The following is a 21,208-nucleotide window of genomic DNA, read 5'->3' as shown; positions in this document are numbered from 1 at the left end:
CACCGTGCACCGCATCATCAGCGGCCCGCGACGACCGCCCCGACGAGACGACTGACGAAGGACTTTTCACGTGAACATCCGCTCCCTCACTAGAGGCGACGGCGTGGTGATCGGAGCAGCGGTGTTGCTGTTCATCGCCTCGTTCCTCAATTTCTACGACTCGACGAGCTACAGCACCGGGCCGAAGGCATGGGACATACTCGGCGTCGTGATGAGCGTGCACATCGCCGGTGTCATCGCGGCGGCCCTGATCGTCGTCTCGCGCGCGCTCCCGCAGGCCCCGAAGAAGATCGCGGGCCTGGACCTCCATCAGTTCGGTGTCGCGCTCGCCCTCTTCGCCGCGTGGACCTCGCTCTGGTACCTCCTCGGTGACGGCCGGGCCGGCGGCGGCCAGATCCTCGGCTTCTTCAGCATCCTGGCGCTGGCGGGCGGAGCCGTGGCGACGCCGCTCGTCCCCGCGCTGAAGGTCGCCCTCGTCGGCGCCCCGAAGCCGGCGACTCCGCAGCCGTACGGCGGCGCGCCGGGTGGCCCCGGTCAGGGGTACGGATACCCGGGCGGCCAGCAGCCGTTCGGCGCGCAGGGCCAGTCGGGGGCGTTCGGCACGGGCGGCCAGCCGGCCCCGCAGCAGGGCCAGCCGTCCCAGGGCGGCGCGGCTCCGGCGGGCGACTTCGCGCCGTTCTGGTTCGCCGTACCGGTGGCCCGGCCGCTCTTCGGTGAGGACGGCTCGCCGTCGCCGATCGCCGAACTGGCACCGGGCACCTGGTACTTGGCGGTCGAGCAGCGCGGTGCCGGCCTGGTGGCCCAGACGCAGGACGGCCGCCGAGGCGTCCTGCAGGACACCTCGGGCATTCAGCGCGGCTGATCCGCGCGCGCCGGGGAGGCCCTGGTCCGGAACTACGCGTTCCGGACCAGGGCCTCCCGCGTTCCTCCGCCCCGCCGGTTCAGCCGCCGGTGGTGAGCTGCGACAGCGAGGGCACCTTGTCCTTCACTGGCGCGCCCGCGCTGTCACCGGCGCTCTTGATGCCGGCGATGTTCTTCTGGAAGTTGCTGATGTCCGAGCCGCTCGCTCTGCCCGTGGCGAGTTTCGCGGCGAGCCCCTTCAGCGAGGCGATCCCGGCCGCCAGCGGTGCCACCGCCTTGGACAGCAGCGGGTCGCCCTGGGCGTTCTTGGTCGCCGCCTTGAGCCTGTTGTAGGTGAAGACTCCGGCGAGACCGGCCTTGACCAGGGCGGTCTTGCGCCCCTTCGCGCCCTTCTTGAACTTGCCCGCCTTGTACGGCTTGACGATCCACTGGTACGTCGCGCCGGCCGCGAGCGCCGCGTTGGCGACGAAGCGGGTCTTGGCGAACTTCTGCTTCTCGGCGGAGGTGGTGGGCGAGGCCTCCGCCACGTCGACGGCGGGGGCCGCCTCGATGGCTCCGGCGGGCCTCTCGGTCCGGGGTGACGAGGCACCGCCGCAGGCGGCGGTCGTCAGCAGCGCGCAGGAGAGCAGCAGAGCCAGTACGACGCGGCGCACCGTCACGTGGGGTACGCCCCGTATGTGAGGGGTGTCGGACATGGGAACCTCCCTGGCAGACTGCCTGTAGCGTCACCGGCGCACCGGCCCGCCGCCACGCGGAGTGGGCCGTTCGGGTCACTCCTCCGGCCGGCGGCGCTCCGTCCGCGCAGGTCAGCGGCAGCAGTCCGGTTCCAGGCCGTGCGGCAGCCGCTCACCGCCGAAGACCGCGGTCGTCGCCTCGTCGCCGCCCAGCGCGGCCACCGCCAGTATCAGCGAACCCGCGGTCCAGGTGGTCAGCTCCTCCGGCCACATGCCGCGCTCGTCGCCCTCGAAGACGTACCCCGTCCAGTACATCCCGCCCGCCGCGCGCAGGTGCTGGATCGACTGGAGCACCTCCAGCGCACGGTCGGACTCCCCCATCACCCAGAGGGCCAGGGCGAGTTCGCAGCTCTCGCCGCCCGTCACCCAGGGGTTGGGCAGGACGCAGCGCACCCCGAGTCCCGGGACGACGAAGCGTTCCCAGCCCGCCTCGATGCGGGCCGTGGCCGCCGCTCCGGTCACGGCGCCGCCGAGCACGGGGTAGTACCAGTCCATCGAGTAGCGGCTCTTGTCGAGGAACCGCTCGGGGTGTTCACGGATCGCGTGTGCCAGCGCGCCCGCCGCCAGCTCCCAGTCGGGCTGCGGTTCTTCGCGCTCGTCGGCGATGGCGAGCGCACAGCGCAGCGCCTGGTGCACGGAGGAACTGCCGGTCAGCAGCGCGTCGTCGAGCGGGGTGCCGTCCGCCTCCCGCCGCCAGCCGATCTGCCCGCCGGGCCGCTGGAGTTCGAGGACGAACTCGACCGCGGCGTGGACGACGGGCCACATCCGGTCGAGGAACGCGTCGTCGCCGGTGGCGAGGTAGTGGTGCCAGACGCCGACGGCCGGGTACGCGCAGAAGTTGGTCTCGCGGCCCAGGTCGGCGGGGCGGCTCACCCCGACGTCGCCGCTGTCGCCGTCGGCGTCGGTATCGGTGTCCGCGTAGGCGGCGTACCAGGAGCCGTCCTCGTTCTGGTGCCGGGCGAGCCAGTCGTACGCCCGCGCGGCGGCCTCGTGCTCGCCCGCCGCGTCCAGCGCCATGGCCGCCTCGGTGTGGTCCCACGGGTCGAGGTGGTGGCCGCGGAACCAGGGGATCGCGCCGTCGGGCCGCTGTACGGCGAGGATCCCGGCCACGGTGCGCGCGGCCTGCTCGGCGGTGAGGACGCCGGGCAGGACGAGGTGCTCCGTCGCGCCGGGCCCGGGCCCGGGACCGGTACCGCGGCTGGGGAAGGTCACTTGACGGCCGCCGAGGAGGCGTCGGGCAGGTGCGGCTTGGTCGCGTACGCCACGAAGCTCTTGCCCACGACGGGGTTGAGGAGCTGTTCGGCGACGCGCGTGGCGGCGGGTTTCTTCATGATGTCCCAGACCAGCAGCTTGTGGTACGCGCGGACCGGCAGCGCCCGGTCGTTGTCGACACCGAAGGCGCACTTGAGCCACCAGTAGGGCGCGTGCAGCGCGTGCGCGTGGTGGGTGCCGTACGGCTTGAGCCCGGCCTCCCGCATCCTGCCGAGCAGTTCGTCCGCCTTGTAGATGCGGATGTGGCCGCCCTCGACCTCGTGGTACGCGTCGGAGAGCGCCCAGCAGACCTTCTCGGGGCCGTAGCGGGGCACGGTGACCGCGATCCGGCCGCCGGGGCGCAGGACCCGGACCATCTCGGCGAGCACGCCCTTGTCGTCGGGGATGTGCTCCATCACCTCGGAGATGATCACGACGTCGAACGAGGCGTCCGGGAACGGCAGATGGAGCGCGTCGCCCTCCATGGCGGTGGCGGTGGCGCCCGCCGGGGCCTCGCCCGCCGCCTTCATCGCGGCGAACCACTTGGCCACCTCGCGGATCTCCTCGCCGTTCCGGTCGAGGGCCACGACCTGGGCACCGCGCCGGTAGCACTCGAAGGCGTGCCGGCCCGCGCCGCACCCCAGATCGAGCACACGGTCGCCCGCGGCGAGCGGGAAGCGGGTGAAGTCCACGGTCAGCACAGGGTCGTCCTGCTTTCGCGGTCGAGGGGACGGATGCGGGTACGGCGGCGGATGCGGGTACAAGGGCGGATGCGGGGACAGGGGCGGATGCGGGCAAGGGGGCGGACAGAGGTGTACGGGTCGGCCATCAGCCGCGCCCGCCACCGCGGGAGGGGTCGGTGCGGGGCGCCTCGGTGCGTACGGCGGCGGCGGTCCGCGGACGCTGTCCGCCCCGCGCCGGCGCCTTCCCCTGCCGGGCGATGGCCGCGCGGTACAGCTCCGCCGTCCCCTGCGCGGCCCTGGCCCAGGTGAACCGCGCCAGCACCCGCTCACGGCCCGCCGCGCCCAGCCGGGCGCGCAGCTCCGCGTCGTCGAGCAGCCGTCCCAGCGCGGCGGCGAGCGCGCCCGCGTCGCCCGGCGGTACGGCGAGGCAGCTCTCCCCGTCCGCCCCCGCGACCTCCGGGATCGCCCCGCCGGTGGTGGCGACGAGCGGGGTGCCGGTGGCCATGGCCTCGGCGGCGGGCAGCGAGAAGCCCTCGTACAGGGAGGGCACGCAGGCGATCTGCGCGCCGCGCACCAGGGCGACCAGCTCGGTGTCGGAGATGCCCTTGACGAACTCGACGGCGCCTTCGAGCCCGTACCGCTCGATGGCCTGCGCGACCGGCCCGTCCTCGGCGCGCCTGCCGACCACGACGAGGTGCGCGCCGGGGTGTTCGGTGCGGAGCTTGGCGAGCGCCTCGACGAGATGGACGAGGCCCTTGAGCGGGACGTCCGCGCTGGAGGTGGTGACGATCCGGCCGGGGATCTCCCGGACGGCCGGGTCCGGCGAGAACAGCTCCGTGTCGGCGCCGATGTGCACGACGTCGATACGGTCCGCCGGCACCCCGAGGTGTTCGGTGATCTCCTGCCGGGAGGAGCCGGAGACGGTGAGGACGGACGGCAGCCGGCGCGCGACCCGCTTCTGCATGCGGGTGAAGCCGTACCAGCGGCGTATGGAGGCCCGGCGGCGCCAGTCCTCGGCGGCGTCCAGGTCGAGCCGCCGGTCGACGGTGATGGGGTGGTGGATGGTGGTGACCAGCGGTGCGCCGAGGTCGCCGAGCAGCCCGTATCCGAGGGTCTGGTTGTCGTGGACGACGTCGAACTCCCCGGCGCGCGCGGCGAGATGACGCCGGGCGCGGAGCGAGAAGGTCAGCGGTTCCGGGAAGCCTCCGGTCCACATGGTGGCGACCTCGACGGCGTCGATCCAGTCGCGGAACTCGTCGCGGCGCGGGGTGCGGAACGGGTCGGGCTGCCGGTAGAGATCGAGGCTGGCCAGCTCGGTGAGCGGTACGCCCTCGTCGAGTACGGGGTAGGGCTGGGCGCCGATGACCTCGACGCGGTGGCCGAGGCGGGCGAGTTCGCGGGACAGGTGGCGTACGTAGACGCCCTGTCCGCCGCAGAAGGGGTTGCCCTTGTAGCTGAGGAGCGCGATCCGCAGCGGCCGGTCCCCGCCGCCGCCTTCGCCGCCCCGGTCGTCCTCGGATCCTGGCCCGGTGCCCGCCGCTATGGCCTCAGCGGTCACACTCGGCCCCCTTCTCGCTGTGCTCTCATGTAGTGGGACGCTGGAGCGAAACCACCGGCGACAATCTAGAACACGTTTCGGACGTGTCCGTTCACAGGCAACGAATCTACCGGCAGGTAGCGTCGACTTACCGGCCGGAACAGGTGATTCGCGCCACGACGGGACCGCCGGCGCCGGTGGCGCGCCCGGGTGAAGAAGCGCCAACTCCACGTAGCGGGCCGTGTACCGTGCTCGGTCGTTGCGCCCGCCCGTTCACCGGAGGAGTGAGGTCCCCCATCTCTGCCGTGCCGCCGTACGCCCCTCTCAGCGTCGAGATCGTCAACGGCCCGCGCCACCTCCTGGTCCGGGTCCGCGGCGAACTCGACTGCGACACGGGCCCCGACCTCTTCGCCGCCCTGGCCCCGCTGGCGCACCGGTACGTCGAACTGGACTTCAGCCACGTGCCCTTCATGGACTCCACGGGCCTCGGCCTCCTCCTCAGCCAGCGCCGCGCGAGCCGCCGGGCGGGCGGGGACCTCTCACTGCTCCACTGCTCGCCCCCGGTACGCCGGGTCCTCGACGTCACCCGTACGTTCGCCCACCTGACGGCGCCGTGCGACACCGCCCCGGACTCGTCGGCGAACTGACGCCCCACCGCGTTCCGCGGGCTACGCGAAGGTGTCGAGGGCGACTTTCGCGGCCTCGGCGATGAGGGCGTCGTCGTACGCGGCGTCCCGGATGCCCCGGCTGGAGAGGACGGCGAGGGTGATCGGGGCGGCGCCGGGGGGCCAGACGACGGCGATGTCGTTGCGGGTGCCGTAGCCGGCGCTGCCGGTCTTGTCGCCGACCCGCCAGCCGGCCGGGGCGCCGGCGCGGATGAGCCGGTCGCCGGTGGTGTTGCGGACGAGCCAGTCCGTCAGCACGGCCCGCTTGCCGGCGGGCAGGACGTCGTCGACGACGTAGGCGCGCAGGTCGGTGGCGAGGGCGCGGGCCGTGCTGGTGTCGCGCGGGTCGCCGGGGGTCCCCTCGCTGAGGTCCGTCTCGTACCGGTCGCACCGGGTGGTGCGGTCGCCCAGGGCGCGCAGGGCGTGCTGCAGCCCCTTGGGACCGCCGATCTCCGGGAGGAGGAGGTTGGCGGCGGCGTTGTCGCTGTACCGGACGGTGGCGTCGCACAGCTCGCGCAGGGTCATGCCGGTGTCGAGGTGCTGCTCGGTGATGGGCGAGTGGTCGACGAGTACGTCGCGGTCGTACCGCACCCGCCGCTCCATCTCCCGCGGGGAGAACTTGTCCAGTACGGCCCCGGCGAGCAGCGCCTTGAACGTGGACGCGTACGGGAAGCGCTCGTCGGACCGGTGGGCGACGTACCGTCCGCTGCCGGTGTCGAGCGCGTACACCCCGAGCCGGGCGTCGTACTTCCGCTCCAGTTCACCGAAGGCGCGGTCGGTACGGCGCCGGTCCGCCGCCGGGGCCGGGGAGGGAGCCGGGGCGGGTGGGATGGTCGCGGTGGCGGACGCGGTGCGCGTCGCGGCCTCCGAGGTGGCGGTGGAGCATCCGATGACCGGGAGGGTCGCGAGGCCGGCCAGGGTGCCGAGCGCGGTACGGCGGGAGACACGGGTGCGCATGAGTCGCCTGCTTTCTGTATGTACGGGCGTGCGTTCGATGGGGTTTCGGCGTGTGTTCGGAGCAGACCAGCGGCCGCCCGCTCCCGTCCAAGACGGATATGGATCTCGGATCGATCAATCTGCAATATGGTTGCTGGTCGTGGACCTGGTACGTCATCTGCAGTGCTTTGTGGCTGTTGCCGAAGAGTTACATTTCGGCCGGGCGGCCCGACGTCTCGGTATGGCCCAGCCACCCCTGTCGCAGCGCATCCAGCGTCTCGAACGGGAGCTGGGGGTACGCCTCTTCGAGCGCTCCAGCCGACAGGTCACGATCACCAAGGGCGGCACCCTCCTGCTGGAGGACGCGCGCCGGCTGCTCGCCCACTCCGAGGCGCTGCTCGCCACCGCGCGCCGCGTCCAGGAGGGCCACAGCGGACTGCTGCGCGCCGCCCTGCCCCCGGACATAACCGGCGAGACCGTCGCGGCGATCCTCGCGGGTTTCCAGGAGCGCCGCGGTGGTGTGGAGCTGGAGCTGCACGAGCTGTCGACCGCCGAGCAGCTCGCCCGGCTCGCCGCCCACGAGCTGGACGTCGGGCTCATCCACCACCCGTGCGACGTCTCCGGGCTGGAACTGGACCGGGTGCTCCGGCACGAGCTGGGCGTCCTGCTGCCGCACGACGCCCCGGCGGCCCGGCTCGGCACGGTCCCGCTCTCCGCGCTCACCGGGTACGAGCTGATCCTCTTCCCGCGCGCCCACGCCCCGGCCGTCCACGACGACCTGCTGACCACCTGCGCCCGCCACGGCTACACCCCCACCGCGGTACGGCACGGCCAGGGCACCAGCTTCACCCGGGGCCTGCTGCTGTCCCGCCGTGCCGTCGCCTTCGGCCCCCGCGGCGCGCATCCCGCCGGGGACCCGGACCTCGTCTGGCGCCCGCTGGACCACGCCCCGCTCGCCCGGCGCCACTCCGCGGCATGGCCCCGGGGGCGCGGCGACGCCGTCGTCCGCGCCTTCGCCGACACCGTCACCGAAGCCCTGGCCCGCACCGCCACCGGCCCCGACCTGCCCGCGGGACCGCTGCATCTGCGCCCGGCGGCGGAGTACTGGATATGACCGAGACGCCCGCTCCCCCTCCACCACGGGACCACCCCCGCGACCGTATCCGCGCCGCCTTCGCCGAGGCCGGTGTCACCGGCTGGCTGCACGCCGAGGACATCGACTCCGGGGCGCGGCTCGACGTGGGCGCCGACCAGCCGGTGGTCACCGCGAGCGTCCACAAGCTCTGTCTGCTCGTCGCGCTCCACCAGCGCGCCGAGGCGGGGGAGCTGGATCTGACCGAGCAGACCGACTGCCCCCCGGAGGGGCGTACCGCCGGGCCCACCGGGCTCTCCGCCATGCTCGACCCGGCCCGGCTCTCGCTGCGGGACGCCGCCTATCTGATGATGGCCGTCAGCGACAACACCGCCGCCGAACTGCTGCTGGCGCGCGTCGGTCTCGACGCCGTCAACGACACCACCCGGCGCCTGGGCCTCACCCGTACCCACGCGGTGCACAGCTTCGGCGCGTTCGTCGCGAGCATCAGGGAGGACGCGGGGCCCGGCGGGCCGCGGGCCCTGGCCGACCCCCGGGTCATCGCCCGGCTCCGGGCCCTGGACCCGGCCCGTACCAACCGGAGCACCCCGCGCGACATGACGCGGCTGCTCGGCGCGGTCTGGCGGGACGAGGCGTGCGCCCCGGAGCACGGCGCCGCGATCCGGCGGCTGCTCGGCCTCCAGGTGTGGCCGCACCGGCTGGCCTCGGGCTTCCCCTTCGACGACGTCCATGTGGCGGGGAAGACGGGCAGCGCGCCCACGCTCCGCAACGAGGTCGGTGTCGTGGAGTACCCCGACCGCGGCCGCTACGCCGTCGCCGTCTTCACCCGCGCCGCCAGTCCCGCGGCCGCGCTCCCCGCGGCCGACGCCGTCATCGGCACCGCCGCCCGTATCGCCGTGGACGCGCTGCGGGCCACGGCGGCGGCCCGCAGCGGGCCGTGAACAAGGGTGTGGCGTGTGAGTGCCCCACGCACGGGGCACTCACACGCCACTCTCATCTCACAGGCGGGCCGGCCTGCGCCGGCCGTCCACGGGTCAGCGGATGCGGACCACCTGCGGGTCGTGGTCGCTCGCCTGGTCGGCGAACTCGGCGTTGATGTGGACGACCTCGTAGTCGAGCTTCTTGACGCCCGGGCTCACCAGGATGTGGTCCAGGGTCTGCGAGTTGCCGTCGTACACGTAGCTGTAACGCTCGTTCTTCGGGAGCTTGTCCATCAGGTCCGTGAGGACCTTGCCCTTGGTGAGGGCGGCGACGGGCGCCGAGAACGGGTAGTCGTTCAGGTCACCGAGGACGACGACCTTGGCCTGCTTGTCCTGGGCGAGCAGGCTGGTGACGAAGGTGTTGACCTCCTTGGCCTGCGCCAGGCGCTGGGTCTCGGAGCCGAGGACCGGCGGCTGGAAGCGGCTGTGCAGCGACTGGTCGCCGCCCTTGGAGTTGAAGTGGTTGCCGACGACGAAGACCTGCTCGCCGCGGAAGGTGAACTCACCCACGAGCGGCTTGCGGCTGCTCTTCCACGCGTCCGACGTCGGGTTGATCCGGCCCGGGGAGACGGACAGGGTGATGCCGTCCTTGCCGCCCTTGCCCGTCTTGGGGGCCTTGACGACCTTCGTGGCCGTCGTGGCGTCGCCGCCCGGACGGTCCACGAAGCTGACGCGCTGGGGGTTGAAGAGGAAGACATTGCGGATGTTGCCACCGGGCTCACCGCCGTCGACCTTGTCCTGCGGGTCGACCGAGCGCCAGTCGTACGTCGGGCCGCCCGCGGCCTTGATCGCCTCGATGAACTGCGCGAGGGTCTTGTCGGCGGCGACCGTGCCGTCGTCCTTGGCGCCGTTGTTGTCCTGGATCTCCTCCAGGCTCACGATGTCGGGGGAGGAGAGGTTCTTGACGACGCCCTCGGCCAGCCGGTCGAACTTGGCCTGCGGGTCGGTCGGGTCGAGGTTCTCCACGTTGTACGTGGCCACCGCCAGCTCGTCCGACTTCGCCTTCTTCGCCACCTCGGGCTTGAGGCCGCCGGACTTCACCTTGCCGAGGGTGGTGGTCTGGAGGCCGTAGCCGCCGTAGTTGGAGTAGTCCAGCACGCCGGTCGAGGCGCCGGTGAGCGTGTCGCCCACGTTGGCCGTGAGCTTCTCGCCGGTGAGCGAGGCGACCAGCAGACGGCCCGAGTTGGGCTGGTCGTAGGAGCCGTAGAGCGTGCCGCCGCGCGGGGTGGCGTTCTGCTGGGGCTTGGTGGTGACCCAGGTCTCGCCGTACGCGTTGGAGGCGCCGACCACGCGGTTGTCGTTGATCCGGATCAGCATGCCCTCGCGGGACTCCAGCCAGTCCAGGGCGTACTGGGTGGGCTTCAGGGCCAGCGACTCGATGTTCGCGCCCTTCGCGTCGGGCGCGTACGCCTCGGGCAGCGACGTCGCGTCGACGACCTCGGCGGCCGGCAGCGCGTTGCCGGAGGACAGGACGGTGGCGGTGGGGCCGCTCAGCTCCGTGACGGACTGGTTGCCGCCCGCGGCGCCGCCCGGGTAGTACTCGGTGACCTTGCCGCTGACCAGGACCGAGTCGCCGACCTTGACCTGCGGGGTGACGGAGCCGGTGAAGACGAACACGGCCTCGCTGGTCGCCGGGTCCTTGTCGGGCGTCGGGTCCTGGACCCAGTAGCCGCGCGCGGAGCCGGTGCCGCGCACGGCGGTGACGATGCCGGGCACGTCGGTCACGGTGGCGCCGGCGTGCGGGGAGATCCGGGTGGTGCCCTGGATGTCGTGGATGCGCAGCTCACCGGGGGTGGTGCTGGTGGGCGACGGGGTCGGGGAGGGCTCGGAGCCACCGCCGCCCTCGCCTCCGCTGTTGCGCGGGGAGGGCGCGGAGCCGCTGAAGTCGGCGGAGTTGTTGTCCGTGTCGGTGAGCGCGGCGTTCCTGCTGACCGAGGTGGTGTTGCCCGCGCCGGTCGCCGGGGTGTTCTCCCGTACGACGGCGGTGCCGAAGCCGACCAGGTCCTTGACCGTGCCGTCGGCGGTGCAGTCCGCGGCGGTCAGGCAGGTCAGCGGGGTGGTGGAGTGGACGAGCGCGATGGTGCCGCTGCTCGCCGACATCGCGATCGTGCCGGCCGCGTCCGGGGTGGGCAGGGCGGTGTCGCCGCCCGCGCCCTTGGCCTCCTCGATCAGGTAGCTGCCGCCCGCGGGGATCGCCCCGGTCAACTCGGTGACCTGCCACTTGGAGGTCGCGGTGGGCGAGCCGCTCAGGTACTGCACGGACCAGCCGCTGAGGTCGAAGGCGGCGTTGCCCGCGTTGCCCAGCTCGATGAAGTCGTTGGTGAGGGTGGCTCCGGAGTTGCCGCCGCCGCCGAACACCTCGGCGATCACGGCGTCCGGGGACGGGGTGGCCTGGGCGGTGAAGGGGAGGACCACGAGGGAACCGGCGATACCGACGGGGAGCGCCAGCGCGACGAGCTTCGCACGGCGGCCACGGAAGGCCGGGGGTATGGAGGGAGACACGTGTGGCTCTTTCTGTTTGCTCGGGTGCGACTTCCGGCGGGCCCCCCGTGGGTTCCTTCGGTGACGTCGCGGATGGGCGGCATGACGGAAAAGTCGGCTCAAGATACGCGCGTAGATGCTGAGGGAACAAGAGGCGGTACCAACCAAGCGCCAAGTGTTTCCCGAGTGTTCGCCGGATTTAACCTGCATGTCGGAGAGCGCCCTCGGGGTGACGCGCCGGGGACGGGCGGGGGCAGGCGACGGCGACCGCGGACGGGGACGGGCGGGGACGGGGACGGGGCCGGGGAGTACGGGCGGAACGGGCCGGTACAGTGGGCGGGTCGTCATCATGCCCGTATGGAGGGAAGCCGGTGCGAAACCGGCACTGACCCGCAACCGTGAGCCGCCCTCGCCGGCGGCGAGTCGGAATGCTCCGTACGCGGTCGTGACCGGCTCGTGCCACCGGAACCGCCGGTGGCAGGCATCGTCGAGGTATACGAGGCCGGAGTCTGGTACTTCAGTGTGCCTGGCGTCCCCGGCTCCAGCAGGAGAGGCCCAGCGCCCATGACCACCGTTCGCCGCGGCACCGCGGCGCTCGCCGTAACCACCGTGCTCTGCGCGGCGTTCGCCCCGGCCGCCCACGCGGGCGGCGACGTACGCCCTCCCGCCCCGTCCTCTTCTCCCTCCTCCGCCGCTCCGTCGTCCTCACCGTCCCCGTCCCCGTCCCCGTCCCCGTCGGTGAAGCTCCCGCACGGGCTGTACGGCGACAAGGACCCGACGTACGACGGTGTCTGGCGGCAGTCCCTCGCCCTGCTGGGCCAGGCCGCCGCGGACGTCAGGCCCTCCAACGACGCCGTACGGTGGCTGAAGAGGCAGCGCTGCGCCGACGGCGGGTTCGCCGCGTTCCGTGCCGATCCGGCCGCGCCGTGCGACGCGGACACCCCGACCGACTCCAACTCGACGGCGGCCGCCGTCCAGGCGCTCTCCTCGCTCGGCGACCAGCGGCCGTTCATGGCGGCGAGCGTGGAGTGGCTGCGCGCCACGCAGAACAAGGACGGCGGCTGGGGCTACACCCCCGGCATGCCGAGCGACGCCAACTCCACCTCCCTGGTGATCGGCGCGCTGACCTCCGCCGGGGTACGGCCCACCTCGATGCGGATGCCGCGGGGCTCCCGGGCGACCGAGGGCAAGAACGCCTACGACGCCCTCGTCGCCCTCTCGATCCCGTGCGACGCGGGGTCGGGCGCGGACGCCGGGGCCTTCGCGTACCAGCCGGACCAGGACGGGGGGCTGACCGCCAACGACGACGCCACGGCCGCGGCCGTACTGGCCGGGCTCGGCAAGCGGCTGGTCAGCGCGCCGGTCACGGCGGGGCCCGCGCCCACCTGCGTACCGGACGCCGCCTCGGAGCGGCCGTCCCCGGAGCGCGCCGCCCGCAACGGCGCCTCCTACCTCGCCTCGGCGCTCGCCGCCACCGGCCACCTCGACCAGCCGCCGCTGCCCGGCACCGATTCCGGCGACGACGGCGCGGCGCGGCCGGACGTCGGGAACACGGCGGACGCGGTGGTCGCCCTGACGGCCGCCGGTTACGGGGACCAGGCGACCGGCGCCCTGGAGTGGCTGAAGAAGAACTCCGGCCCCTGGGCGCAGCAGCACGGACCCGCCGCGTACGCCCAGTTGATCTTCGCCGCGTACGCGACGGACACCGACCCGCGCAACTTCGGCGGTATCGACCTCGTGGAGCGGCTCAACGCGACCGGCCCCACGCCCAAGTCCGTGGCGCCCCCGGAGCCGCGCCCGGGGAACGCTGCGGAGAGCGCGATCGCCGACGGCGGGGCCGTGGTGCTCCTGTGGATCATCGGGATCGGTGTGGTCGCGGCGCTCGGGACCGGGTTCCTGCTCAGCCGCAGAAAGACCCGGCAGCCGTGATACGGCCACGACGGGTGCGGGTCACGCGGTCCGCGGGGCCGTCGCGTCGCCTCGGGCGGGTTCTCGTTCCGGCGGTGGTGGCTCTGGGGCTCGTGCTCGGCTCGGGGGCGGGCGGGGCGCAGGCCGCCGGTTACCGCTACTGGTCGTTCTGGCAGGGCACCGGCGGGAGTTGGGCGTACGCGACCCAGGGTCCGGCCGTGCTCCGGCCCGCCGACGGCACCGTCACCGGCTTCCGCTTCGCGGTGAGCGCGGACAGCGGGGACGCGGCCCGGCCGCGCACCGCGCCGGAGTTCGCGGAGGTCTGTGCCGCCACCCCGGCGCGGGACGGCGCCAAGCGGATCGCGGTCGTCGTCGACCCCGGTACGGCGGCGGACGCCCCGGCCGGCGAAGAACCGCCCGCGCTCCTGGCGCGGTGCGCGCGGGTCGGCACGGACGCCACCGCCGCCGACGCCCTCGCGGCGGTGGCGAAGCCGCTGCGCTACAACAGCGACGCGCTGCTCTGCGCGATCTCCGGGTACCCGGAGTCCGGCTGCGGCGAGCAGGTTCCGGACGACCGGATGCCGGACGCACAGACGCCGGACGCACAGGCGTCGGGCGACCCGGCATCGGGCGGGCAGGCGTCGGGCGACCCGGCGTCGGGCGGGCAGGAGCCGGCCGAGGCGTCGCCGTCCGCCGGAGCCTCCGGACCCGGGAAGGACGGCGGTCCCTCGCTCGGCCTCTTCGCGGGGATCGCCGCCGTGGCCGCCCTCGCCGCCGCCGGGCTGTGGCAGGCCCGCCGCCGGCGCGGCTGAGTCGTCCCCCATGAGCCGCGCCGGGAAGCACGCCGGAAACCCCGCCGAGAACCACGTCGGAGACCAGTCGACGCGGGCGCCCGAGGCGAACCGGTTCAACGCCCTCCACGCCGGGGCCTGGTGGCTCTGGGCGCTCGGTCTCGCGGCGGCGGCCTCCCGTACCACCAACCCCTTGCTGCTCGGACTGCTCGTCGGGGTCGCCGGCTACGTGGTGGCGGCCCGCCGTACGGACGCGCCCTGGGCCCGTTCGTACGGCGCCTTCGTCAAGCTGGGGCTGGCCGTGCTCGCCGTCCGGCTGCTGTTCTCGGTCTTCCTCGGCTCGCCGGTCCCCGGGTCGACCGTACTGTTCACGCTGCCCGGGGTCCCGCTGCCCGACTGGGCGGCGGGGGTGCGGATCGGCGGCCGGGTGACGGCCGAGCAGATGGTGTTCGCGCTGTACGACGGCGCGAAGCTGGCGGCCCTGCTGATCTGCGTCGGCGCCGCCAACGCCCTCGCCAACCCGGTCAGGCTGCTCAAGTCGCTGCCGGGCGCGCTCTACGAGGTGGGGGTCGCCGTCGTCGTGGCGATGACCTTCGCGCCGAACCTGGTCGCCGACGTCGGCCGCCTGCGCACCGCGCGCAGGCTGCGCGGCCGGTCCACGGGCGGGGTCGGGGCGGTGCTCCGGGTCGGACTGCCGGTCCTGGAGGGCGCGTTGGAGCGGTCGGTGGCGCTCGCGGCGTCGATGGACGCCCGCGGGTACGGCCGCCGGGCACCGGTGCCGCCCGGCGCCCGCCGCGCCACCACCGCGCTCACCCTCGGCGGGCTGCTGGGCGTCTGCGCGGGCGTGTACGGGCTGCTCTCCGCGGCGGGCACCGGCTACGGGGCGCCGCTGCTGGCCGCCGGGGTGGCCGCCGCGGCGGCGGGGCTGCGGCTCGGCGGGCGCGGGTCCGTCCGTACCCGCTACCGGCCGGACCGCTGGGGCGCCCGCGCCTGGCTGGTCACCGGGTCCGGCGTGGCGGTCGCGGGCGTCCTGATCGCGGCGGGCGCCGCCGACCCGGCGGCGCTGCACCCCGGTGTCGTACCGCTGGAGGCGCCGACGCTGCCGCTGTGGCCGGCCGCGGGGGTGCTGATCGGGCTGCTGCCCGCGTTCGTGGCACCGGCGCCGGCGCCCACGGCCACGACGCCGTCCATGTCCACGCCCGTGCCCACGCCCGTGCCCACGCCCGTGCCCACGCCCGTGCCCACGCCCACGCCCGAAGTACCGCCCCGACGCGAGGAGCCGGCGCCATGATCCGATTCGAGCGGGTGTCGGTCTCCTACGGGAGCGACGGCCAGGACGCCCCGCCCGTCGTCAGCGGGGTCGACCTCACCGTGCCCGAGGGCGAACTGGTGCTGCTCGTCGGTCCGTCCGGCGCCGGCAAGTCGACCCTCCTCGGCACGGTCTCCGGCCTCGTCCCGCACTTCACGGGCGGCACGCTGCGCGGCCGGGTCACCGTGGACGGCCGGGACACGCGTACCCACAAGCCGCGCGAACTCGCCGATCTCGTCGGCACGGTCGGCCAGGACCCCCTCGCCCACTTCGTCACCGACACCGTCGAGGACGAACTGGCGTACGGCATGGAGTCGCTGGGGCTGGCACCCGACGTGATGCGGCGCCGCGTCGAGGAGACACTGGACCTGCTGGGCCTGGCCGAGCTGCGCGCCCGCCCCATCGCCACGCTCTCGGGCGGACAGCGGCAGCGCGTCGCGATCGGCTCCGTGCTCACCCCGCACCCGAAGGTGCTGGTCCTGGACGAGCCGACATCGGCGCTGGACCCCGCGGCGGCCGAGGAGGTCCTCGCGGTGCTGCAACGGCTGGTGCACGACCTCGGGACGACGGTCCTGCTGGCCGAACACCGGCTGGAGCGGGTGGTGCAGTACGCGGACCAGGTCATCCTGCTGCCGGGCGCCGGGCAGCCGCCGGTGATCGGCGCGCCCGAGCGGATCATGGCGGTGTCGCCGGTGCGGCCGCCGGTGGTGGCGCTCGGCAGGCTGAGCGGCTGGGAACCGCTGCCCCTCTCCGTACGGGACGCGCGGCGCGCCGCGGCGGGGCTGCGCGAGCGGCTGGCCGGGGCGGTGCCGGAGCCGATGGCCGCGCCGCCCGTCGCCGTACCGGCCCGTCGGGAACCTCTGCCGGTTCCGGAAGAGCGCCGCGGGCTCGGCGGGCTGTTCCGCAGGCGCACCGCGCGGGCGGCGGACGCGACGGCCGCGGACGCGACGGCCGCGGACGCGACGGCCGCGGACGCGACGGCCGCGGGCCCGACGCCCTCGGAGCAGAGCGCCTCCGGCCCGGTCGCGGTCGACGGGCTGCGCGTGCGGCACGGGCGGACCGAGGCGCTGCGCTCCGTGTCCCTCACCGTCGCGCCCGGCGAGACGGTGGCCCTGATGGGCCGTAACGGCGCGGGCAAGTCCACCCTGCTCGCCGCCCTGGTCGGGACGGCCGAGCCCGCCGCCGGGACCGTACGCGTCGGGGGCCGCGCCCCGCACCGTACGCCGCCGCGCGAGATGGTCCGGCACGTCGGACTGGTGCCGCAGGAGCCGCGCGACCTGCTGTACGCCGACACCGTCGCCGCGGAGTGCGCCGCGGCCGACGAGGACGCGGGCGCGCCGGCGGGCAGCTGTCTGACCCTGGTCGGCGAACTCCTGCCGGGCATCGCGGGCACCACGCATCCGCGCGATCTCTCCGAGGGGCAGCGGCTGGCGCTGGCGCTCGCCGTGGTCCTCACGGGGCGGCCGTCGCTGCTGCTCCTGGACGAGCCGACCCGGGGCCTCGACTACGCGGCGAAGGCGCGGCTGGTCGACGTGGTGCGCGGACTGGCCGCCGCGGGGCACGCGGTGGTCCTGGCCACGCACGACGTGGAACTCGCCGCCGAACTCGCCCACCGGGTGGTGATCCTGGCCGACGGCGAGATCGTGGCGGACGGGCCGACGCCCCGTGTGGTGATGTCGTCGCCCGCGTTCGCGCCCCAGGTCGCGAAGGTCATGGCGCCCCAGGAGTGGCTGACGGTGGCCCAGGTGCGTACGGCACTCGCCGGGATGGCGGAGACCTCATGACGACACCGGCCGCCCCGGGGAGGAAGGCGGGACGGTCCGGACGCGCCGGGCGGACCGCACGCGCCGTACGGCTGGGCCCGCGGGCGGTCTGCGCGCTCGCCCTGACCGGCGCGGTCGGGGTGGCCGCCTTCGGCTGGCCGCTGCTGGCCGGCCCCGACTCCGGGCTCGCGCACTCCGGCGACGCCCCGTGGCTCTTCGCCGCGCTGCTCCCGCTGCTGGTGGGGGTGACCGTCGCGACCATCGCCGACTCCGGTCTGGACGCCAAGGCGGTGGCGATGCTGGGGGTGCTGGCCGCCGTGGGCGCGGCGCTGCGGCCCCTGGGCGCGGGCACGGCGGGGCTGGAGCCGATGTTCTTCCTGATGGTGCTGAGCGGCCGGGTCCTGGGACCCGGGTTCGGTTTCGTGCTCGGCTCGGTGACGATGTTCGCGTCCGCGCTGCTGACCGGCGGGGTCGGTCCCTGGCTGCCGTTCCAGATGCTGGCGATGGGCTGGTTCACCATGGGCGCCGGGCTGCTGCCGGACCGGGACCGGCTGCGCGGCCGGGCCGAGCGGGTGCTGCTCGCGCTGTACGGGGCGGGCGCGGCGTTCGCGTACGGCACCGTCATGAACCTCCAGGGGTGGACGTACCTCGGCGGGCTGTCCTCCGGGATCTCCTTCCACCCGGGTGACCCGGTCCAGGCCAACCTGGCGCGCTTCCTCGCGTACTGCGCGGCGACGTCCTTCGGCTGGGACCTGGGGCGGGCGGCGCTGACGGTCGTCCTCACCCTGACGGCCGGCCCGGCGCTGCTCAGGGCGGTGCGCAGGGCGACGCGCCGGGCGGCGTTCGAGGCGGAGGCGGTCTTCACGGCGGAGCCGGCCGCCGGGGCGAGGCCGACCGGGGAAGCGGGGACGGCACCCGGCGAGAGGCGGCGGGCCGGGGAAGCGAGGTCGGCGCCGTAGCGGGGACGGCGCCCGGCCCGGAGGCCGAGGCGGTATGTCCGTACCGCCCCGGCCTCCGGGACCCGCCACTCCTCTCCGGCCGCTACTCCCCCGCCGCGCCCGCGGCCTTGGCGCCCTCGGCCTTCGCGGCCGTCGCCGCGTTCGTGCCCTTCGTGCCCTTCGTGCCCTTCGTGCCCTTCGTGGCCTTCGCCGACGCGCCGGGGCCGGTCCCGCCGCCCGGTGTCGCGTCGTCGGCGGCCTCCCGGCTCCTCGGGAACGGGTCGGCCTTCGGCACCACCCGCGGCAGCAGCCGCCGCGGCCCGGCGAGCAGATACGTCAGCGCGAAGCCCGCGCTCACGACCGCCGCGCCGCCCACCGCGTCCAGCACCCAGTGGTTGGCGGTGGCGACGATGGCGCACACCGTGAAGAGCGGGTGGAGCAGCCCGAGGAGCTTCATCCACAGCTTGGGCGCGAGGACCACGATCACCACACCGCACCACAGCGACCAGCCGAAGTGCAGCGACGGCATCGCCGCGTACTGGTTGGTGAGCGCGGTCAGCGCGCCGTAGTCCGGGTTGGTGAGGTCCTGCGGGCCGTGCACGGTGTCGATGAACCCCATCCCCGGCATCAGCCGCGGTGGCGCCAGCGGGTAGAACCAGAAACCGATCAGCGCCAGCACCGTGGCGAAGCCGAGGGAGGTGCGGGCCCAGCGGTAGTCGGCGGGGCGGCGCACGTACAGGACGCCGAGGATCGTCAGCGGCACCACGAAGTGGAACGACGTGTAGTAGAAGTTGAAGAAGTTCTCGGCCCACTTGATGTCGACGACGGTGTGGTTGACCCAGCGCTCGATGTCGATCCCGAGCGCCCGCTCGATCGAGTGGATCTGACGGGCGTGCTCCTCCGCCGCCTCACGGCCGCCCGTCGCGGCGAGCCGGATCTGCGAGTACGCCGAGTAGCCGACGCGGATGACGAGCAGTTCGAGCAGCAGGTTGGGCCGGCTGACCAGCCGCTTCCAGAACGGCACCAGCGGGACCCGGCCCCAGCGTGCGGGTACGGCCTGGGCGTACTCGGTCGGGAGGGGACGGTCGAAGTACGGCGAGGCACGGGTCAGGAACGGCACCGCGCAGGCCGCGGCCAGCGCGGCGACCAGCGGCACGTTCTCCCGGATCGGGGCGAGCACCGCCAGGTTGGGGAGCATCATCTTCCCCGGCAGCGTCATCACCAGCACCACCACCGCGGGCCACACCAGCCGGTCCCTGGCCCGGGTGCCGACCCGGCCGACCAGCGCCAGCAGCACCCACAGCAGCTGGTGCTGCCAGGCCGTCGGGGAGACCGCGATCGCGACACAGCCGGTCAGCGCGACGGCGAGCAGGAGCTGTCCGTCGCGCGCGTAGCGGGCCGCCCGGCGCAGCCCGAGGACGGCGACGACCGCCGCGAGGGCGATGACGAGGACGACCTCCAGCGGCCCTTCGAGGCCGATCCTGAGCAGCGCGCCGTGCAGGGACTGGTTGGCGAGGCTGTCCGCGCGCTCGCCGAGCCCCGCGCCCGCCACGTGGTGCACCCAGTACGCCCACGAGTCGTTCGGCATCGCGGCCCACGCCAGCGCCGTCAGCGCGGCGAAGCTCCCCGCCGAGGTCACGGCGGCCTTCTTCCGTCCCGTCAGCCACAGCAGCGGTGTGAAGAGCAGGACGGCGGGCTGGAGGGCCGCGCCGAGGCCGATGAGGACACCGGAGGCGCGTTCACCGCGTACGGCGAAGCAGCCGAGCAGCACCAGCAGGACAGGGATGATGCTGGTCTGGCCGAGGGAGAAGCTGTTGCGCACCGGCAGCGAGAGCATGAGCAGGCTGATCGCGACGGGGGCCGCCAGCAGCCCCGTACGGCGCGCGAGTTCGTCCGGCAGCGCGCGGCGGGCCACGACCAGGCCGAGGGCGACCACCAGCAGCAGGGTGCCGAGCGTCCAGACGACGCCGAGGCTCTGCTCGGCCGACCTGGCCAGGGGTTTGAGGACCAGGCCGGCGAACGGGGTCCCGGTGAACCTCCCGGTGTCGTAGAGAGATCCCGTCACGTGGAGGACGCCGTTGTCCCCGATCCAGGTCTCCAGATCCGTGAGCCGTTCACCGGGCGGCTGTCTGAGCACCACCGCCGCCTGCCGTACCGCCAGCACCGCGGCGAACAGCCAGAGCACGATGCGGGCCGTACCGAAACCGGTCCCCGCCGTACCTGCCGCCGCGCCGCCGCGCACGCTGTGTTCTGCATTCACCACGCCGCGCCGACCCTCCGTCCGAAAACGCCGTCCATGTCCCTGTCCTTGGGGCATAGAGCCTCGCACTGCCCCGTGGAGAAGACCACGGCAACCCCCTCTTCGCCTGACTGTCACCCGTGTTTTGGCTTGCCCGACCGATCAAGATGGAGCGGCACGCACCTCCGAAACGATTGAGAGGCCCGCATGTCACAGGAAGAGCAGGGGCAGCGAGAAGGACAGGGAACACGGCGACAACAAGGAAAAGAGGGACAACAGGCACGGTGGAGCGCGGTCGACCACTATTTCACCGATCACCTCGCCCCGGCGGACGAGGGCCTTTCCGCCGCCCTGACCGCCAGTGACGCGGCCGGTCTGCCCGCCATCGCGGTCGCCCCGAACCAGGGAAAGCTGCTCCATCTCCTGGCCGGCGTACAGGGTGCCCGTACGGTGCTGGAGATCGGCACGCTGGGCGGCTACAGCACCATCTGGCTGGCCCGCGCGCTGCCCGGGGACGGCCGGCTGATCTCCCTGGAGTACGACCCGGCCCACGCCGAGGTGGCCCGCGCCAATCTGGCGCACGCCGGGCTCGACGGGATCGCCGAGGTACGGACCGGGGCCGCGCTGGACACGCTGCCGGTACTGCTGACCGAGGGAGCGGGCCCCTTCGACTTCGTCTTCATCGACGCCGACAAGCAGAACAACCCGCACTACCTGGAGTGGGCGCTGAAGCTCACCCGGCCGGGCAGCCTCATCGTCGTCGACAACGTCGTACGGAACGGGGCGGTCGCGGACCCCGGCAGCACGGACCCGGGGGTGGTGGGTACGCGGCGGATGATCGAGGCGATGGCGGAGAACCCGCGGCTGTCGGCGACGGCGGTGCAGACGGTCGGCACCAAGGGGTACGACGGCTTCGCGCTCGCCCGCGTGCTGGCCTGACGGAAGTCAAGAGCTTGGTGTCCCGCTCGCTCAGTGCGGCGGGGGCCGCGGCGGCTGGGCCGCCGAGGAAACCGGCCGGGTATCCCAGGCCCGTGCCGCT

The 21,208-nt window shown here is 73.9% G+C and carries 17 protein-coding genes and 1 riboswitch; of the genes, 10 read left to right on the top strand and 7 right to left on the bottom strand.

What is annotated here, in order from left to right; genetic code table 11:
- The first annotated feature begins 70 nt into the window (after positions 1-70).
- Complete coding sequence (locus AB0P17_RS31840; protein ID WP_365816314.1) at positions 71-862, top strand: hypothetical protein; 792 nt, start codon at positions 71-73, stop codon at positions 860-862.
- 79 nt (positions 863-941) lie between these two features.
- Here the strand turns inward: AB0P17_RS31840 and AB0P17_RS31835 are convergent, their stop codons facing one another.
- From AB0P17_RS31835 to AB0P17_RS31820, 4 genes are all read right to left on the bottom strand, one after another.
- Complete coding sequence (locus tag AB0P17_RS31835; RefSeq protein WP_365816312.1) at positions 942-1,556, bottom strand: hypothetical protein; 615 nt, start codon at positions 1,554-1,556, stop codon at positions 942-944.
- Between the two features lie 111 nt (positions 1,557-1,667).
- Positions 1,668-2,807 (bottom strand): prenyltransferase, encoded by a 1,140-nt coding sequence (locus AB0P17_RS31830; RefSeq protein ID WP_365816310.1) that lies wholly within the window; start codon positions 2,805-2,807, stop codon positions 1,668-1,670.
- Positions 2,804-3,547 carry a class I SAM-dependent methyltransferase gene (locus AB0P17_RS31825; RefSeq protein WP_365816308.1) on the bottom strand — a complete coding sequence of 248 codons (744 nt, stop codon included), beginning with the start codon at positions 3,545-3,547 and terminating at the stop codon, positions 2,804-2,806. The genes AB0P17_RS31830 and AB0P17_RS31825 overlap by 4 nt, the downstream gene beginning before the upstream one ends.
- A 127-nt stretch (positions 3,548-3,674) precedes the next feature.
- Entirely contained in the window at positions 3,675-5,087 is a 1,413-nt protein-coding gene (locus AB0P17_RS31820; protein WP_365816306.1) for a glycosyltransferase family 4 protein, read from the bottom strand.
- Positions 5,088-5,350: 263 nt separating this feature from the next.
- Between AB0P17_RS31820 and AB0P17_RS31815 the strand changes: the two genes are divergently transcribed.
- A complete protein-coding gene (locus AB0P17_RS31815; protein ID WP_365816304.1) occupies positions 5,351-5,713 on the top strand; it encodes an STAS domain-containing protein in 363 nt (120 codons plus the stop codon).
- Between the two features lie 21 nt (positions 5,714-5,734).
- On the opposite strand, the gene bla is transcribed toward AB0P17_RS31815, so the two are convergent.
- Positions 5,735-6,688: a class A beta-lactamase gene (gene bla, locus AB0P17_RS31810; protein ID WP_365816302.1), complete on the bottom strand. Its 954-nt coding sequence runs from the start codon at positions 6,686-6,688 to the stop codon at positions 5,735-5,737.
- Positions 6,689-6,827: 139 nt separating this feature from the next.
- Between bla and AB0P17_RS31805 the strand changes: the two genes are divergently transcribed.
- Together AB0P17_RS31805 and AB0P17_RS31800 are read left to right on the top strand one after the other, a co-directional pair.
- Complete coding sequence (locus AB0P17_RS31805) at positions 6,828-7,781, top strand: LysR substrate-binding domain-containing protein (RefSeq protein ID WP_365816300.1); 954 nt, start codon at positions 6,828-6,830, stop codon at positions 7,779-7,781.
- A complete protein-coding gene (locus AB0P17_RS31800; RefSeq protein ID WP_365816298.1) occupies positions 7,778-8,701 on the top strand; it encodes a serine hydrolase in 924 nt (307 codons plus the stop codon). The genes AB0P17_RS31805 and AB0P17_RS31800 overlap by 4 nt, the downstream gene beginning before the upstream one ends.
- A 93-nt stretch (positions 8,702-8,794) precedes the next feature.
- Here the strand turns inward: AB0P17_RS31800 and AB0P17_RS31795 are convergent, their stop codons facing one another.
- Positions 8,795-11,188 carry an endonuclease/exonuclease/phosphatase family protein gene (locus tag AB0P17_RS31795; RefSeq protein WP_365816385.1) on the bottom strand — a complete coding sequence of 798 codons (2,394 nt, stop codon included), beginning with the start codon at positions 11,186-11,188 and terminating at the stop codon, positions 8,795-8,797.
- A gap of 396 nt (positions 11,189-11,584) precedes the next feature.
- A riboswitch (cobalamin riboswitch) is annotated at positions 11,585-11,653 on the top strand.
- 132 nt (positions 11,654-11,785) lie between these two features.
- On the opposite strand from AB0P17_RS31795, the gene AB0P17_RS31790 reads away from it, so the two are divergent.
- The 5 genes from AB0P17_RS31790 to AB0P17_RS31770 all read left to right on the top strand — a co-directional run bounded on the left by AB0P17_RS31790 (position 11,786) and on the right by AB0P17_RS31770 (position 17,951).
- Positions 11,786-13,150 (top strand): prenyltransferase/squalene oxidase repeat-containing protein, encoded by a 1,365-nt coding sequence (locus AB0P17_RS31790; RefSeq protein ID WP_365816296.1) that lies wholly within the window; start codon positions 11,786-11,788, stop codon positions 13,148-13,150.
- Positions 13,151-13,224: 74 nt separating this feature from the next.
- Complete coding sequence (locus AB0P17_RS31785; RefSeq protein ID WP_365816294.1) at positions 13,225-13,941, top strand: SCO2322 family protein; 717 nt, start codon at positions 13,225-13,227, stop codon at positions 13,939-13,941.
- 10 nt (positions 13,942-13,951) lie between these two features.
- Positions 13,952-15,211, top strand: a complete 1,260-nt coding sequence (locus AB0P17_RS31780) for an energy-coupling factor transporter transmembrane protein EcfT (protein WP_365816292.1) — start codon at positions 13,952-13,954, stop codon at positions 15,209-15,211.
- Positions 15,208-17,013: an ATP-binding cassette domain-containing protein gene (locus AB0P17_RS31775; protein ID WP_365816290.1), complete on the top strand. Its 1,806-nt coding sequence runs from the start codon at positions 15,208-15,210 to the stop codon at positions 17,011-17,013. The genes AB0P17_RS31780 and AB0P17_RS31775 overlap by 4 nt, the downstream gene beginning before the upstream one ends.
- On the top strand, positions 17,010-17,951 hold the full coding sequence (locus tag AB0P17_RS31770; protein WP_365816288.1) for an ECF transporter S component: 942 nt from the start codon (positions 17,010-17,012) through the stop codon (positions 17,949-17,951). The genes AB0P17_RS31775 and AB0P17_RS31770 overlap by 4 nt, the downstream gene beginning before the upstream one ends.
- An 82-nt stretch (positions 17,952-18,033) precedes the next feature.
- Here AB0P17_RS31770 and AB0P17_RS31765 read toward each other — a convergent pair whose 3' ends face one another.
- A complete protein-coding gene (locus tag AB0P17_RS31765) occupies positions 18,034-20,193 on the bottom strand; it encodes a bifunctional glycosyltransferase 87/phosphatase PAP2 family protein (RefSeq protein WP_365816286.1) in 2,160 nt (719 codons plus the stop codon).
- 183 nt (positions 20,194-20,376) lie between these two features.
- Between AB0P17_RS31765 and AB0P17_RS31760 the strand changes: the two genes are divergently transcribed.
- Positions 20,377-21,108, top strand: a complete 732-nt coding sequence (locus tag AB0P17_RS31760) for an O-methyltransferase (protein WP_365816284.1) — start codon at positions 20,377-20,379, stop codon at positions 21,106-21,108.
- Positions 21,109-21,208 lie beyond the last annotated feature (100 nt).

The sequence above is a fragment of the Streptomyces sp. NPDC088124 genome (assembly GCF_040685895.1).
Taxonomy (GTDB): Bacteria; Actinomycetota; Actinomycetes; order Streptomycetales; family Streptomycetaceae; genus Streptomyces.
This window is presented reverse-complemented; position numbering and strand designations above follow the sequence as displayed.